The sequence below is a fragment of the Psychrobacter sp. UBA6291 genome, assembly GCF_002439405.1.
In the GTDB taxonomy this organism is placed as follows: domain Bacteria; phylum Pseudomonadota; class Gammaproteobacteria; order Pseudomonadales; family Moraxellaceae; genus Psychrobacter; species Psychrobacter faecalis.
Genome location: NZ_DJUD01000013.1, coordinates 1 through 16434 on the forward strand (window position 1 = coordinate 1; position 16434 = coordinate 16434).

The following is a 16434-nucleotide window of genomic DNA, read 5'->3' on the forward strand; positions in this document are numbered from 1 at the left end:
ATACTTTTTGATACACCACCATTTTTCTTAATATTGTTTTTCGCATTTCAGGCTTGCAGTGTTTTTAAAATACCTTAAAAGCGCATAATTGCCCAAAATTCTCGCAGCAATTAATGGCTATTAAACCCCATATTAGCGCTTCATTGCCGCTGCAAGGCTTCACTATAATGTACCATATTTTGAGGTTTATACCACGATAACTATAAGGCTTTAATCATGCCGTTTTATACAAGTGTACACCGAATGCCATCAACCGCTGCCAGAAATAATAGGATAAAAGCACTTTTTATAAAATTGTAAGTAAGTTTGTCTGTGGTTCTCTATCTGTAGCTATTGATAGCGTTTATAAAATCCCATTTTGCCTATCGTTAGTCGTTAATTCTTATAAATTTATGCGCCAATCAGCAGCAGGGGGCGCACAACTTTATCGAATAATGCTATGATTAAAAAATTGTCCTATTTCTATATTGCAGCCTTATTTTCGCTGATAGTGATTGTTATCGCCTGCAAACCATTGCAAGATGAAAGGTTAGCCATTCTATGTTTACTATACGCCGTACCTCAAATTTTAACAGCGCTAATTTAAGCGTTGATGTCAAACCTGCTATATATCAGTTAACCATAGCGACGCTGGTAATTGGGGCAACTGCGTTGGCAGGTTGCGGGCAAAAAGGCGATTTGTACTTAACAGAATCGAGTAGCCAAACGGTAAAAGATAATACGGCTGTGCTTGAGAGCACCAGTCATCCGCAAGATGCCGCCTTTACTAAGCTTAATGACAATGCAAATCACGCGCAAAACGCTGAAGATTTTCAGTTGCCTGCGCCGAGTACGGATCCTAACGATTATTAATGCTTGTCTATTAGTATTGGTTTATTAAAAGCCAAATATTCAAACGATTCTTAGCCTATTCAAGCTGCTAAACCCATTAATCCGTTAATCCCTTAATACATTGATTATATTAGAGACAACTTTATGAGTCAGTCAGTCACGACCAAAACTGAGCAAGGATTGTATGTGCATCCTGAAGCCTTAACCGACCATTTGCCTGCGCTCGATTATCGCGATGGCGCGTTATATATGGAGCAGGTAAGTATTGATGAGGTGGTTAAACACTATGGTACGCCATGTTATGTTTATTCAAAACAAGCGATTTTAGACGTTTATCAGGCTTATACGACGAGTTTTGCCAGCCTAAAGCATCAGATTTGTTATGCGGTGAAAGCAAACTCTAACCTTGCCGTACTTGGCATCTTGGCGCAAGCAGGGGCAGGATTTGATATTGTCTCACGCGGTGAGTTGATGCGGGTGTTGGCAGCGGGCGGGAAAGCTGAGCGCGTGGTATTTTCAGGCGTTGGCAAAACCTATAGCGAAATCGAATATGCCCTTAACCAAGGTATTGGCTGCTTTAACGTTGAATCAATTAGTGAATTGGCGCTGATTAACGAAGTGGCAAAAGCGCTTGATAAAACAGCGCCGATTTCATTGCGGGTCAATCCAGACGTCGATGCCAAGACCCATCCGTATATCTCAACCGGTTTAAAAGACAATAAATTTGGCATCAGTCACGAAAATGCCGTTGCGGTTTATGAACAAGCGGCGCAATTAGCGCATATTGATATTGTCGGTATCGACTGCCATATCGGTTCGCAACTGACCGAGGTCGCGCCATTTGTCGCGGCACTTGATAAAGTGATTGAGCTGATACATAGTTTGCGAGCTAAAGGCATTGAGCTGCGTCATATCGATTTGGGCGGCGGGCTTGGCGTGCGTTATATCGATGAAACGCCAGTGTCTATCGAGGAGTTTGCGCAAGCGTTACTACCCAAACTAAGTGAGCTTGATTTAACGGTATTCTTCGAGCCGGGTCGTAGTATCGTGGCCAACGCCGGTGTATTATTAACCAAGGTTGATGTACTTAAACCAACCGAGCACAAGAACTTTGCTATTGTCGATGCGGCAATGAATGATTTGATACGTCCTGCTTTATACCAAGCAGAAATGGCAGTGATTCCTGCGACATTGCCCAAAGACGGTTTAGATACCGATGGTACACAGCCGTGGGATATCGTTGGGGCGATTTGTGAAACTGGTGACTTTTTAGCAAAAGACCGCTTATTGTCATTAGCAACAGGTGATATTTTAGCTATCACTGGCGCTGGTGCGTACGGCTTTACCATGAGTAGCAATTATAATTCGCGCGGTCGTGCTAGCGAAGTGATGGTAGCCGATGATAAGCATCAACTGATTCGCAAACGCGAAACGCTTGAATCTTTATATGCTGAAGAAGTGTTGTGGCAGGATAAATAGTTTTTTAGCCAGTTTAGTGCTTACGAGTTTTTTTAGTTAAAAATGACCCATTGTGATAACGACAATGGGTTTTTTATTGCCTGCTTTAATGAAGGTTTGGATAAGAAATATTTGTTCGGTGATAGAGCTTTAACTTAGCGTTTGATAGCGGTGATAATTATGATTGTATCTGACAGCGTGCTAATATAAGGCATACATAAAAATAGGATAGGATAACAAGGATATGCTAATAGAATTTACAAAAATGCATGGGCTAGGCAATGATTTTATGGTCATCGATTTGGTGACCCAACGCTTAGAGTTGACCAAGGAATTGGTACAGCTGTTGGGTGATCGTCATTTAGGCATCGGCTTTGATCAATTGCTCGTCGTCGAGCCGCCGATGCGCCCCGATGTTGATTTTAGTTATCGCATTTTTAATACCGATGGCACAGAGGTTGAGCAATGCGGTAATGGCGCGCGCTGTTTTGCCCGTTTTGTGCAAGCGCGTAAACTGTCATTTAAGCAGCGCCTGCGCGTTGAAACGGCGAGCGGGATAATCTCCTTAACGACCGACCGTTATGGCTGGGTCGAGGTTGATATGGGTAAGCCCAAATTTGAGCCAAGTGAGATTCCCTTTACCCCAAGAGCGACGACCAAAATCCAAAATGCCTATCATCTAAACGTTAATGGTACGCCGGTGCAGCTTTATGTCGCCAATATGGGCAATCCGCATGCGGTCATCAGGGTTGATAATGTCCTAGAAGCTGATGTTGAGACCTTGGGTAAAGCCATCGAATCACATCCGGCCTTTCCAGAGCGCGTCAATGTCGGCTTCATGCAGGTCATGAATCAGCGTCATATCCGTCTGCGTGTTTATGAGCGCGGCGTTGGCGAAACCCAAGCTTGTGGTACGGGCGCTTGTGCAGCGGTGGCGGTTGGTATCCGTGAAGGCTGGCTTGATGAAGGCGAAGACATACGCGCGCAGCTTTATGGCGGCAGCATGATTATCAAATGGCAGCCGGGTTATTCTGTGATGATGACTGGGCCAACGGCGTTTGTCTATGAAGGGGTGTTTAGCCCAGATGGCTTAATGGCGCAAGCAGGCATTAAGCCTACTCCAGAAGGCTAATAGATAATGACGACAACGCCTAGCTCGAATATTCAGTCAAACATTACATCAAACACTAAATCAAACACATGGCTATCGGCAGAATTGGCAACAACCATCGAAGCAGATAGTACGCTACGTGAACTGCTAGCGCCAGTGCATCGTTGGCTAAATACGCTGTCGGTACGCAATCACTCCGAGCACACATTGGTGGCTTATTTTGCAGGTCTAAATCAATTGGCGCTGTTTTTACGCGGCAAACGTCTGACATGGACGCGTTGTGATAAGCGGCAGTTAGCCCAGCATATCAGCCAACGCCTAGATGAAGATAAGCTGGCACTGGCGAGCGTTCAGCAAGAGCTATCGGCTATCCGTCATTTTTATGGCTGGTTGATAGAAGAGGGTTTAGCGCGTATTAACCCGACTACGGGCTATCAGCTTAAGCGCAGCCCTAGACCGCTGCCGTCTATCGCCGATGTAGATTTATTGACGCAATTGCTTGACCAAGAGATCCCTGATACGCCAGAGCAGGCGCGCTTGTGGTTGCGTGATAAGGCAATGTTCGAACTGCTTTATAGTAGCGGTCTGCGTGTTGGCGAGTTGGTGGCGCTCGATATGGCCGATATAGACTTGGCTGATTTGCGCGTGCGCGTGACGGGTAAGGGCAACAAAACGCGCTTAGTACCTTTAGGCATCAAAGCCGCCGAGGCGATTAAACGTTATCTACCGCACCGCAATCTTTGGGTAGAGCAGATGGACAATGCGTTGTTTATCAGTGAAAAGTTAGGTACACGTTTATCCACGCGGGCGGTGCAGCAGCGACTCAAAGTTGCGGCTACGCGGGCTGGGATTGCGCAAAATATGTATCCACATTTATTGCGCCACTGCTTTGCATCGCATATGCTATCTGGCAGTGGCGATTTGCGCGCGGTACAAGAAATGCTCGGTCATAGCGACATTAGTACCACGCAGATTTATACTCATGTTGATTTTGCTAAATTGACCCAAGTTTATGATCGCGCTCATCCGCGTGCGTCGCATACGCAAAATGGTGTTGATGTTACTTAAGTTCTGGTTATTTCTTAAGCATTTAATCCTACATTTATGCCAAACGGTGACAGTCAAAGATTGGCATCTTTTGCCGTCCTTGCGCTTGTCCTGCTTTATCTAAGTTTGCTAATACCAAGGCATAATTTTTATTAGCAGAGTTTTTTAAGTCACTATCCTCATAGCTATTGATAATCGTGCCGTCATAAGCAGTAATCGTGCTATGTCCCCATGTTTGCCGACTATCGCCATTCTTATAAAGATGCTCACCACCTTGTGCGGCACCAATCACCATACACTGACTGTCTAATGCCCGCGCGCGTAGCAATAGCGACCAATGTGCCTGTCCCGTTAAATAAGTAAACGCCGATGGCGCACTTAACACCTCTGCGCCCGCCTGCCGTAATCGCTGCGCTAAGGCTGGAAAGCGTAAATCAAAACAGACCATCATACCGAGCTGATAAACGGCATCATTTGCTTCGAGTGGAACCACAACCGTTTGCGTGCCAGGCTCAAAAGTCGCCGCTTCATTATAGCTGCCTTTTTTATCGGCAACGGTTGCAGTGAATAAATGGATTTTGTCATAGCGTGCCACACGTGTACCATCGGGCGCAAACAACTGACTGACTTGGCGCAGTCTACCATTGGGCACGATGACGCCATCAGGGCGATAAGGGCAGGGCAGCGAGCCTGCTAATAGATAAATACCAAAAGCACGTGCATACTCGGCCATTGCGTCGGATAACTCATCAAAACGCTCGGCAGTGGCAAACTGTCGACCCATGCTACAGCAGTTTTCTGGTAAAACGATTAACTGCGCGCCTTGCTTACTTGCCTCGCTAATAGCAGCTTTTATATCGGCTAAATTGGCTTCGATGTCTTGCTGACTGCTCATTTGTACAGCAGCAACGGTCAGCGGTTCATTTTTAGTAATCTCATTCATAATATTATTCTCAATTTTTAAGCTTTATAGGGCTTTACTCTTAGTTATTTTTATTCTGTTATATTTAAAAGCTCGGCATCCCTGCAAAGCTTTTGCAGTTTTATAAGGTGAACAAAAGCTAAAAATGGCTTACCTGAACAGAATATAAATTATCATAGCAACATTGTAGCAAAAAATGCTATCGTCATGACCTGATAGGCTAAAGCGCTTATTAGTGATGATAAGCGTTAATAAGCGCAGGCTTTAACCAGCAAAACATATAGAATCTCACCACGATCGAAAGGTAAACAGTCACCCATGAGTATGTCGTTTGGATTGGCGACCACGCTAAATACCTCGCAAAAGCTAACCCCGCAAATGCAGCAAGCCATCAAATTGCTGCAGCTCTCTAGTCTTGAGCTTGCGCAGGAGGTACAGGCGAAGCTTGATAGCAATCCTTTGCTAGAGCGTGTGGAAGAGGATGAAGATGACTATGCTAATTGTGATAGTTACGACAGTCATAATGGCGAGCCGTTAACATTAGATAGTTGGAACCGAAATGCTAGCGTTGATTCGTTTGCTAAATCTACCCATTCTTCAGATGATGGTTTCGACTCTTCTGACAATAGCAGTGCTGCCAATATAAGTGATGAATACAGTGGCGATAGCTTAGATAAATTGCAGCAAGCCAGTTTTGATGATGAAGCAATCGACAACCATACCGTAGAGGGCGACGATTATAGCGGTTTTGGCAGCGGTAATTATGCCTCTGCCGCGATAGGTTCAGAGAGTCTTTCATCTCATTCGGCTAACGGCAACAATGAAGACTTTGATAGCTATCAGGGCAGTACCAGCGCTACCATTCAAGACCATGTACGCTGGCAGCTGAACTTTAAGCGCCTCTCCGAAACAGATACACTTATCGCCGAATATCTCATGGATTCTATGGATGAAATGGGCTTTATACGCCTTGATATCGATGAGTTGTTACAAAGCTTTGATACCATCGCCAGCTTTTATCAATGGGACGAGCGCGTCGAGTACGATGAGGTCATGGCGGTACTGCGCATTATCCAATCGTGCGATCCGCTTGGCGTTGGCGCACGCAATCTCAATGAGTGCTTAGCGCTGCAATTGTGTAAGCTTGATACGAATACAAAATATCTTAAAGAAGCCCAAGCGCTTCTCTCAGCCAGTGAGCATTTGGTCAGCAATAATATCAAAGCCTTGACTGAACTCACCGGCCTCGCGCCTGAACAGATTACCCCCGCGCTTAACCTGTTACGTACGTTAAATCCATCACCCGGCCTACTATTTCAAAGCAGTCAGCCCGATTATATGCAGCCGTCAGAAAGCTACGATATTCCTGATGTATTAGTCACGCCGATTCGCCGCCACAATAGCAATCACACCACTGATAACAAAAATGGAAACGACACGACTGCGCAAATAGACGGCTGGCAAGTGCGCCTCAATCCTGACACTTTACCTAAGTTGCGGGTCAATCAAGAATATGCCAATTTGGTCAAACGTGGCGATGACAGTCCTGACAATCAATATCTGCGCGAAAATCTCACCGATGCGCGCCTGTTTATTCGCAGTATCGAAGAGCGCAATCAAAACCTATTAAAAGTAGCAACCAGTATCGTGCGCTACCAGCAAGAGTTTTTGCAACATGGCGCCACTGCCATGCAGCCTTTGATTTTAAAAGCCATTGCCGAAGAAGTTGATTTGCACGAATCCACCGTTTCGCGCCTCACTACGAGCAAAACCATTTTGACGCCCCAAGGGTTGTTTTCCCTTAAGCATTTTTTCTCATCTCACGTCAGCAGTAGTGACGGAGACATCTCCTCAACCGCCATCAGCGCCATGATTAAACAGCTTATCGCAGATGAAGACCCGAAAAAGCCATTATCTGATAGCCGTATAAAAGATTTTTTATTCGCAGAAGGCATCGATATCGCCAGACGAACGGTAGCCAAATATCGTGAAGCAATGAATATCGGATCATCCACTCAGCGCAAACGAAAATATTAAATGTTGTCATTCAACGACTTATAAATGTCATACCACCAGAATTAAGCCAATTCAAACATAAATAAAAAATAAAATTTTTTGATTATATAGAAACATTTATGAAACATCATTTTTTATTACATTTACTTACAATTTGATGGCTTGCTACTCTTTGGTTTTCATGACAAATTAGAGTCATACCAACAACGAAAACCCAGTATTGGTTTGGCCGATTTAGTTAATTTAACAAATGATAAAAATGTATTTTAATTTTTTATTTTAATAAAGGAGTAGAAGAATAAAGCAGTTAGCGAATAGAAAATGACAAGCCAAACTTTATGATAAGAAAGGTACTGGATGAATTATTGGTAAGGCAGCATGACAAAAGCTATAAAGCTAACTCACTGCTGATTGTACGTAATAATATAAGCAATAATAAAAGGACGATAATATGAATGTTTCTATCAGTGGTCACCATATCAGTGTTACCGAAGCCATGGACAACGCCGTTCGCGAAAAGCTTGTAAAAGTAGAACGTCATTTCGATCAGATTCAAAGTATTCAGGTAAAATTATCGCTAGATAATAGCGGCTCAAGTGAAGGTGGGAAAAAGACCCATAAAGCCGAAGCGATTATGCGAGTTGCAGGTCAAGAAATGTTCGTCCAAGCCTGCGAAGACGATATGTATAAAGCCATTAATGAGATGGCAGACAAACTTGATAGACAAGTACGTAAATATAAAACCCGTCAGGATCGTAAGAAAACTCAAGGTCCAGGGCGCGATGAACGCTACGAAGAGCTGACAGTTGATGATGCAGCACCTGTCATGTAATGGGTTCGTCACTGCTCTAAGTAGTATTCACTACAGCAACCGATCTACATAGTAGCTGACTTTATTATTATGACTGTTTGATAAATATAGCCTATAAGATAATTATTATAATTGGCGTATTTACTAAGTAATCATATTGGAATGATAGCTCGTAAAGTTGCTTTATTTGTTAAGAGCACGACAAATAAAAAAGACCTCAACGTATCAACGTAAGAGGTCTTTTTTATTGCTTAATTTTTATCCATGAAAAAATTAGCGGGCCAATATTCGCTTAACCACCACCAACTGCTTGTACCACTTCTATATTCATACCTTCAACAATACGCATTTTATCAAGCTCACTTTTTGGAATAAGTTCACCATCGATTTCAACCGCATAGCGGCCTTTACTAAGTCCAAGCTCATTGACGACCATTTGGACGGTTTGATGCGTGGTCTGCAATTTTTTACCATTAACACTAATATTACTCATAATATGTGCTCCCTAAAAGCTAATAATCCTTTGTTACTCATCCATTGACCCATTTTGTTATTCAACTTAAGCAGTATGGCCTAAGCGAAATGTCGAGACCGCAAGCCATAGCCAACCGGCAATCATCAGCATACCGCCGATAGGGGTAATCGCTCCAAGCCAGCGCGGTGCCCCAAGCGTCATGGCATATAAACTGCCCGCAAAAATAAGTGCGCCGATTTGTAGCAGCCATGCTGTGGTTTGGGTCGTATAATTAAGGCGAATAAGAATACCAACGAGCAATAATCCAAGCCCGTGTACAAACCAATATAGAGTTGCCGTCTGCCACCATTCAAGCTGCTGGATACTGACCGAATTTTTAAGCCCATGAGCGCCAAACGCGCCCAAGGCGACGGCGATAGCCATATTAATAGCGGCGATACTTATCCAATTTAGCATGGTAAAACTCGTGTTATAAATAGGATTGTTATCATAGGTAAGTTTTAACTAACAAACTAAAGCTTATTGGATATCATCGGGCAAAATAACGCTATCGATGGTCATGGCTTCACGGATTTTATCCATGGCGTTTTTTTCGATTTGGCGTACGCGCTCTGCTGAGATAGAGTAAACCGCTGCTAGTTCATGTAAGGTTGATTTTTGCTCAGAAAGCCAGCGCTGCTCAACGATATCGCGTGAACGATCATCTAGCGTATCCATCGCTGCTAGTAGAGCCGATGAGTTGTTCTCTTCCCAGTCATCCTCTTCAACCATCTCTGCAGGGTCGATACCATCTTCTAAAAACAGCTGCGGCGCGTAGCGACCATCGTCATCATCGCTCGATTGCGCTTCAAACGACGCATCATACGAGGTCAAGCGTGACTCCATTTCTAGCACTTGTTTACGTGTTACATTTAAATCGTTGGCAATGGCATCGGCTTCTTCGAGCGTTAATTGGTTGTTGGTCTTTTTCAGGCTGCGTAAGTTAAAGAATAATTTACGGTGCGCTTTAGTAGTAGCAACTTTGACAATACGCCAGTTACGAATGACGAATTCGTGAATCTCAGCCTTAATCCAATGCACGGCAAAGGATACCAAACGCACGCCTTTATTAGGATCAAAGCGTTTAACCGCTTTCATCAAGCCCAAGTTGCCTTCTTGGATTAAATCGGCTTGCGGCAGACCATAGCCTGAGTAGCTACGGGCAATATGAATCACAAAGCGTAAATGCGACATAACCAGCAGACGCGCCGCTTCAACATCGCCCTCATCATAATAGCGGTGAGCAAGTTCTTGCTCTTGAGTCGGTGTCAAAATCGGAATTTGATGCACGGTATTAATATAAGCGCCCAAGTTTACGCCAGGCGCTGATAAATGTGTTGGCATAGCAGGCACTAAGTCACGAGTACGTGTATCGCCAAGTGCGCTCGCATCGTAAGGCGGACGCGCCGCAGCGGCTTTCAAGGCCGCATCGCGTGCTTCGTTTTTTTCAGGTGCTGCGCTGTCTTTTTTACGGGTATTTGCAGCGTTATTAGAAGTATTAGCCATATTCTTGACCTTGGTTAAATAGATAAGCAATGAGTCAGATAAAAATCTTATAGTTATAATTGTAAAGGATAGCGCCGCTTAGTTGCTATCAGTTTTGGTAATGATGAAGTGATATATTGTATCAACAGCAGTACTGGTTTTTGTTCCTAGCATTTTGTCGCTACTTGCCGCTGTTGCTTGATTGATAAGCAGTAATAAGGGGTTTGCTGTGCCTGTTTGCTGGCTCTGCTGACAAAAAGCGCTGATATCAGCTTGTGAGTTTGGGTCCGTGGCAACGACATATAGCGATTCACCAACCGCTACTTCTCGTAGCGCCACTTTGGTTTTTAATAGCGGCATAGGGCAGGCAAGACCGCGCCCATCGACCATATTTTTAATTATGATTGGCTGTTTTTGCTCTGCGCTATCCGTCGAGTTAAAATTTTCTACTAAGTTAAGAGTATCTGCTGGCAATAAATCGAGCAGCTGCGTTATCGATTGTTGCTGGGCGTCAGATACGGTTTCGACAAAACAAATAGGATATGAGTCTCGTACAATGACAGATTGGTTATCAGTAGACATAAAATAAACCTTTAAAATATCAATGTTTGAGAAAGTATCACTTGTAGTCCATGGATAACAAGCGCTTACCACGACCTACTATTATAGCAAATTGCCACTACTCAATTGCAGTTGAATATAGTTATCATAATCATTGGTCAATTAGTATATCTAATAACAACCGGGCGATAAGATAAACTTTACATTTAATACTTCGCTTTATAACGCTTAAGTTTACACAAGCATGTTGCACAAGCGTGACGCGTGGCAGCGTTATTGGTAGCCAGATGCAGACGGCAATTGACCTTAACTAAACAAGCTCGTATAGTCAAAAAGACGTTAGGATTACTCGGATAGGATACGCACTTGTATTATTTTCATAGCCCAGCACTGCTTAAAAAATCGCTGTTTAAAAGAACGCTAAAAACGTTAACAGGCGTTTTTGTACTAAAGGTGGGTATATCGGCTACCTTGCTGGCACTGGCAACTACTGCCAATAGTGCTGGCACGCAAGTCGCGCCATTTACTTACGGTTCCTGGCAGACGTCAAGTGCTGAAGAATTAGATTTACCCAATTTGCGCGGGCAGGGGCTAAGCTTTGCTGAGCAATATGAAAATAAACTGCTTGGTGAGTGGTCATTAAGAAACATCAATAGTCGCGCGAAGATGGAGCACGACCCTTGGATTTATGAAACCATAAAAGAGATGACGTGGCGGCTAAATGCGCAAGCTCGCCAGCAAGCGCCGCTAGGTTTGGTTATCATTGATAACCCTAGTATCAATGCTTTTGCAGCGCCCGGCGGGGTAATTGGGCTCAATACTGGAACGATACTGGCGGCAAGCAGCATGGATGAGCTTGCCAGCGTCGTTGCTCACGAGGTGGCTCATATTAGCCAGCACCATTATGAGAGCGGCGCGGATGAGCGCAAAAAAGCCTTGCTGATGCAAATAGGCGGTATGCTGGCAGCGATTGCGGCATCAGCGGTCGATGGCGATGCGGCGGCGGCAGTCATGATGGGCAGCCAAACCGCTACCATGAATAGCAGCATGGCTTTTAGCCGTAGTAATGAGCGTGATGCCGACCGCGTTGGCATGCAAATCATGAACCAAGCAGGTTACGATCCACGCGCCATGCCGCGCTTTTTTGCAACAATGAATCAAAAAAGCCAATTGAACCAAACCGCCAATCAATTCCTGCCCAGTTTTGTGCGCTCACATCCTTTGAGTAATGAGCGTTTAAGCGAATCGCAAAGCCGCGCCCAGCGTTATGATGCTCTGCCATTGTCCAAGCAGCAGCGCCATCAAGCCTTGTTTGATTTGCTCTATTGGCGCACGCAAAGCACCGGCGAGCATGTCTCTGAAACCGCGTTGACGACCGCCGCGAAAAATAGCGTTGGCGCAAAATTGGCGCTGATGTATTGGTATGGCGAGCAGCAGCGTTTTGGCGAGGCCCATGAGATATATACTGAGCTGTCAGCGCTACCCGCAGTCCAGCGGCAAATACTCGAGCCGTTATTGTCCATTACCCAAAGTCAAATTCTCACTGAGCAAAATAAATGGCAACAAGCGGCGGAACTGCTTGAGAGTCAGCAGCGCTTATATCCTGAACGCCGTGACTTGCGTCTTTATTTAGCAGAAGCACTGACCAATAGCAATCAGCCAGCCAAGGCGCAAGCACTGCTTAAGCCACTGACCGAGCAGCAGCCAAGCGACCGCTATGCGTGGCAAAGCTTGCAATTGGTCAATGAAAAAATTGCCAAAACTACTGATTCGCCGCAACTGGCAAAAATCGCTACTATCAACGCGCTGCGTTATCGTAGTCACGACCAGCTGTGGAGCGGACGTTATGAGCGCGCGCTGACTTCCTTAACGCAAGCCAAGCAATTAACTGAACAAATGCAAAAAACTGCGCAAGCAAGTAGTGCTCGACCGTTACTTGCCAGTATTAATGCGGAAATCAAAGCGGTAAAAACCGCCAAAGACTTTAAGCCTTAGGCGGTTGTTTGCTAGCTTGGGTCGATACGCAGTTTAAGAATATATAACTTTTTTTAACTTCACTTAACCTTGCAGAGCATCTTTTACCAATTTAGAGATTAATGCAGGGTCAGCACGGCCTGCGGTTTTATTCTTTAACACGCCCATCACGCTACCCATATCGCGCATTGAGGTGGCGCCTTGCTCTTTGATTTCAGTATTCACCAAAGCGGCAAGCTCGGCATCATCCATTTGTTTTGGCATAAACTCATTGATGATATCAATCTCGAACTGCTCTTTGCTGGCCAAATCATCGCGGCCGTTTTCGGTAAAGATAGACAATGACTCATGACGCTGCTTGAGCTGCTTTTGTAGCACTTCTAATACTTGCGCATCGTCAAGTTCGGTTTGGCGATCAATCTCAATCTGCTTGACCACAGATTGGACGTTGCGCAACACTTTGACGCGTTCAAGCTCGCGCGCTTTCATAGAGGTTTTGATGGTGTCAGATAACGTCTGTTTAAGTTGGCTCATTGTTATTATTCCTTATAAGTATGGGTAAAATAGTTTTTGGTAAGTGTTAAATAAAAATCTGCTGGGCATTTATCAGCAGCAATAACAAAAATTGTAGCATAAAAAACGCCACTGTTATTCATCGATAACAGTGGCGTTAGTGTAGCGCTGGTAGGTAGCTAATCGTATTGGTGATTAGTACATACGAGTGGTACGAATAGTTTCGCGTTGTAATTTTTTCTTATAACGCTTTACAGCAGCGGCTTTTTTGCGCTTGCGTACTTGCGTTGGTTTTTCATAAAATTCACGCTTACGTACGTCTGATAGAACGCCGGCTTTTTCACAAGCACGTTTGAAACGACGGATAGCGATGTCAACTGGTTCGTTTTCTTTAACCTTAACTGCAGGCATGAAATCTCCTTGATTAGGATGAGATATAAGGGCATTAGTTTGGCTGTGTATTAGTATTTAGCCGTAATATCTCAAGATTATCGGCATCAGCTCAAACTAGGATAGTCTTGCGCACTAGCACAAGGGCGCTTATTTTAATCAAAAACTGCAGTAAAGTCAAAGGCTTTAGCGTATTTATGTAAGATAAAGGCTTAAATAGAGGTCAAATAATAGACAATAAAATTTAATTACACCGTACAAATATAATAAGATTTAACCGAAGGCGTGAGTGTTAATATTTTTAATAATCTTTTAACAAATAATCAATAAATTGTGGACAAAACAGCTGTTTAGCAATAACGGCTTATATGGAGTCTATGGTATCCTATCCTATACTCAGTCTGTCGCTCATATTTAAGCTGCTTTAAATTTCAAGATTTAGCTATTGAAACTAGACGCTTAAAAATATGCCGAGATAGACGTTACAAGGCTTTTATAGCTATTATTTTGAGGATCTTTGAATGAAAAATGGCATGAAGAAAACAACGATTGGTACTGCATTGTGGGCGACATTGTTTCTGACGATGGGCGTCAGTCTAAGTGCTTGTAGCAGTGACAAGGAAGAAGCGGGCGCTGAATCAGGTGAAGTCTTAGCAAAAGATAAAGTCGATGAAGCTTCAGAACTTGCACGTGCAAACGCACCTGAAGCAGAAGATATGGACTTCCCAGAAACAGCGCCGATGCCTGTTGCTGACACGGCAGAAGGGACAGAAGAGGGTGCTGCGGGTACTGACACTGCAGTAGCAGAAGATGGCGCAGCGACAGATGCGGCAGGAGATATGGCTACTACAAGTACTGATACAGAAGCGGCTACTACTGATAGTGCCACGGCGACAAATACCGATGCGGCCGCTACGACTACTGATACGACTGAGCCTGCAACGAACTAATAGTATTTAGTAGCTATGAGTAATTAAGTAAGTAAGCCACATGCTCATTTCATAATAGCGATTCATCATTGCCAGCGATGACTATTAATATGCCAGCTACGATATTTAAGTTTATATTAACAAACTATAGATGAAGGATTAACTATGACTATGCAGCAAAATACAATGAAGAAAAAATCCGTTGCTAAATTGGCGCTCACAAGCCTAAGCTTGAGTGCACTTTTGGCATTGAGCGCTTGTAGTGGCGGCGACAATACAGCGGCTGAAGAGCCAGCTACTACCAATGAAACTGAAACAGTTGCTGTGGAACCTGAAGCGCCTGTAACAGAAACCGAAGTGGTCACCCCTGAGCCTGCGGTTGAAGCAGAGCCTACGGAAGTACCTGTCGTAGAGACTGAACCTGAAGCTGCTGCTGAACCAGAAGTGTTGGCGGCCGATGCTGGTGCTCAGCTGTACGAAAAGCAGTGTAAAGTTTGCCATGAGAATGGTTTGCTTGACGCACCGAAATTTGGTGATAAAGAAGCTTGGGCACCGCACCTTGCCAAAGACATAGAAACGTTACACATGCATTCTGCTAAAGGCTTTAATAAAATGCCTGCGCAAGCGGTTGGAGACGTCACTGAAGCACAAGTTCATGCCGCAGTTGATTATATGGTTGCTGCCGCTCGCTAATATTACGTATTGAAATTTGCTAGAATGACCGCCATTGTAAGCTAACAGTGGCGGTTTTTTATTAATGCTACAAAGCAAATATAAAGGCACATAGATGAAAGTATTGGGTTTAGAGACCTCTTGTGATGAAACAGGTCTGGCGATTTTTGATAGCGAGCAGATAGATAGCAATAATAACGGCTTGCTTGGGCAAGTGCTGTATTCACAGATAGAGCTGCATGCACTTTATGGCGGAGTAGTGCCTGAGCTTGCCAGCCGCGACCATATTCGTAAGCTGGTACCGTTATTCAACGAATTGCTAGAGCAGTGCGATATCACTAAAAATGAGATTGATGCGATTGCTTATACCAAAGGGCCGGGACTTATAGGGGCGCTGATGACGGGCGCATTGTTTGGACGTAGCTTGGCTTATGGCTTGGATGTGCCAGCGATTGGCGTTCACCATATGGAAGGACACCTGTTAGCGCCTTTGATGGGAGCGAATCCGCCAGCGTTTCCATTTGTCTCCTTACTGGTTTCTGGTGGTCATACTTTGCTAATTGCCGCATATGGTATCGGGCAATATGAAATCCTTGGCGAGTCTATCGATGACGCAGCGGGTGAATGTTTTGATAAAGCGGCTAAAATGCTTGGTCTGCCATACCCTGGTGGACCAAATATTGCCAAATTGGCAGAAAATGGCAATCAAAATGCCTATGACTTACCGCGCCCGATGCTACATCGCGGTTTAGATTTTTCCTTCAGCGGTATGAAAACGGCGGTGCATAATCTTATCAAGGACACTGATGGCTCCGACAGCGATCCAAAAGTGCGCGCCGATATTGCGGCAAGCTTTCAACATGCAGTAGTTGATACGCTAGTGAAAAAATGCGTCAAGGCACTGAAACAAGTCGAGATGAGTCGCTTGGTCATTGCAGGCGGCGTCAGTGCCAATAGCCATTTGCGTGAGATATTAGAGCGCGAGCTTGCTAAAATTAATGCTAGCGTTCATTACGCGCCGCCAGCCTTATGTACCGATAATGGGGCAATGATTGCTTATGCGGGTTACGAGCGTTTGCAAGCCGGTCAAGCAGATGATTTGGCTGTTAGCTGCGTCCCACGTTGGCCGATGACCGAGCTGCCTGCGCTATAAATGCTATAAGCTATGAACTATCTTATACTTAACCTATTAAACTTTAT

At 44.4% G+C, this 16434-nt stretch carries 17 protein-coding genes; 10 read left to right on the plus strand and 7 right to left on the minus strand.

What is annotated here, in order from left to right:
* Nucleotides 1-540: 540 nt before the first annotated feature.
* The 4 genes from lptM (at nucleotide 541) to B3R91_RS01085 (ending at nucleotide 4468) form a co-directional block, all read left to right on the plus strand.
* A complete protein-coding gene (lptM, locus tag B3R91_RS01070) occupies nucleotides 541-852 on the plus strand; it encodes an LPS translocon maturation chaperone LptM (RefSeq protein ID WP_286795949.1) in 312 nt (103 codons plus the stop codon).
* Between the two features lie 123 nt (nucleotides 853-975).
* Nucleotides 976-2310, plus strand: coding sequence for a diaminopimelate decarboxylase (lysA, locus tag B3R91_RS01075; protein WP_286795953.1), 1335 nt, complete (start codon nucleotides 976-978; stop codon nucleotides 2308-2310).
* 223 nt (nucleotides 2311-2533) lie between these two features.
* Nucleotides 2534-3421 (plus strand): diaminopimelate epimerase, encoded by an 888-nt coding sequence (dapF, locus tag B3R91_RS01080; RefSeq protein WP_144297846.1) that lies wholly within the window; start codon nucleotides 2534-2536, stop codon nucleotides 3419-3421.
* 6 nt (nucleotides 3422-3427) lie between these two features.
* Complete coding sequence (locus B3R91_RS01085; protein WP_286795958.1) at nucleotides 3428-4468, plus strand: tyrosine recombinase XerC; 1041 nt, start codon at nucleotides 3428-3430, stop codon at nucleotides 4466-4468.
* A gap of 34 nt (nucleotides 4469-4502) precedes the next feature.
* On the opposite strand, the gene B3R91_RS01090 is transcribed toward B3R91_RS01085, so the two are convergent.
* Nucleotides 4503-5390 carry a carbon-nitrogen hydrolase family protein gene (locus B3R91_RS01090; RefSeq protein ID WP_286795960.1) on the minus strand — a complete coding sequence of 296 codons (888 nt, stop codon included), beginning with the start codon at nucleotides 5388-5390 and terminating at the stop codon, nucleotides 4503-4505.
* 297 nt (nucleotides 5391-5687) lie between these two features.
* Between B3R91_RS01090 and B3R91_RS01095 the strand changes: the two genes are divergently transcribed.
* A complete protein-coding gene (locus B3R91_RS01095) occupies nucleotides 5688-7406 on the plus strand; it encodes an RNA polymerase factor sigma-54 (RefSeq protein WP_414707478.1) in 1719 nt (572 codons plus the stop codon).
* Nucleotides 7407-7836: 430 nt separating this feature from the next.
* Nucleotides 7837-8217, plus strand: coding sequence for a ribosome hibernation-promoting factor, HPF/YfiA family (gene hpf / locus B3R91_RS01100; protein WP_068406286.1), 381 nt, complete (start codon nucleotides 7837-7839; stop codon nucleotides 8215-8217).
* A 271-nt stretch (nucleotides 8218-8488) separates the two neighbouring features.
* Here the strand turns inward: hpf and thiS are convergent, their stop codons facing one another.
* The 4 genes from thiS to B3R91_RS01120 form a co-directional block, all read right to left on the minus strand.
* The gene (gene thiS, locus B3R91_RS01105; protein ID WP_102077024.1) at nucleotides 8489-8689 is read right to left on the minus strand and encodes a sulfur carrier protein ThiS; all 201 of its coding nucleotides are present in this window, start codon (nucleotides 8687-8689) and stop codon (nucleotides 8489-8491) included.
* A 66-nt stretch (nucleotides 8690-8755) separates the two neighbouring features.
* Nucleotides 8756-9127: a DUF423 domain-containing protein gene (locus B3R91_RS01110; RefSeq protein WP_068406292.1), complete on the minus strand. Its 372-nt coding sequence runs from the start codon at nucleotides 9125-9127 to the stop codon at nucleotides 8756-8758.
* Nucleotides 9128-9190: 63 nt separating this feature from the next.
* Nucleotides 9191-10054: an RNA polymerase sigma factor RpoH gene (gene rpoH, locus B3R91_RS01115; protein WP_197488882.1), complete on the minus strand. Its 864-nt coding sequence runs from the start codon at nucleotides 10052-10054 to the stop codon at nucleotides 9191-9193.
* A 240-nt stretch (nucleotides 10055-10294) separates the two neighbouring features.
* A complete protein-coding gene (locus B3R91_RS01120) occupies nucleotides 10295-10777 on the minus strand; it encodes a sulfurtransferase TusA family protein (RefSeq protein WP_286795964.1) in 483 nt (160 codons plus the stop codon).
* A 345-nt stretch (nucleotides 10778-11122) separates the two neighbouring features.
* Here B3R91_RS01120 and B3R91_RS01125 point away from each other — a divergent pair, with 345 nt between their 5' ends.
* Nucleotides 11123-12751: a M48 family metallopeptidase gene (locus B3R91_RS01125; RefSeq protein WP_286795965.1), complete on the plus strand. Its 1629-nt coding sequence runs from the start codon at nucleotides 11123-11125 to the stop codon at nucleotides 12749-12751.
* Between the two features lie 63 nt (nucleotides 12752-12814).
* Here the strand turns inward: B3R91_RS01125 and B3R91_RS01130 are convergent, their stop codons facing one another.
* Both B3R91_RS01130 and rpsU read right to left on the minus strand, forming a co-directional pair.
* Nucleotides 12815-13264, minus strand: coding sequence for a GatB/YqeY domain-containing protein (locus B3R91_RS01130; protein ID WP_286795967.1), 450 nt, complete (start codon nucleotides 13262-13264; stop codon nucleotides 12815-12817).
* Between the two features lie 174 nt (nucleotides 13265-13438).
* On the minus strand, nucleotides 13439-13654 hold the full coding sequence (gene rpsU / locus B3R91_RS01135) for a 30S ribosomal protein S21 (RefSeq protein ID WP_010195908.1): 216 nt from the start codon (nucleotides 13652-13654) through the stop codon (nucleotides 13439-13441).
* 500 nt (nucleotides 13655-14154) lie between these two features.
* Here rpsU and B3R91_RS01140 point away from each other — a divergent pair, with 500 nt between their 5' ends.
* From B3R91_RS01140 to tsaD, 3 genes are all read left to right on the plus strand, one after another.
* Nucleotides 14155-14583 (plus strand): hypothetical protein, encoded by a 429-nt coding sequence (locus tag B3R91_RS01140; protein WP_286795969.1) that lies wholly within the window; start codon nucleotides 14155-14157, stop codon nucleotides 14581-14583.
* Between the two features lie 144 nt (nucleotides 14584-14727).
* Entirely contained in the window at nucleotides 14728-15255 is a 528-nt protein-coding gene (locus B3R91_RS01145) for a c-type cytochrome (RefSeq protein WP_286795971.1), read from the plus strand.
* Between the two features lie 94 nt (nucleotides 15256-15349).
* Nucleotides 15350-16387, plus strand: coding sequence for a tRNA (adenosine(37)-N6)-threonylcarbamoyltransferase complex transferase subunit TsaD (gene tsaD, locus B3R91_RS01150; protein WP_286795973.1), 1038 nt, complete (start codon nucleotides 15350-15352; stop codon nucleotides 16385-16387).
* Nucleotides 16388-16434: the final 47 nt, after the last annotated feature.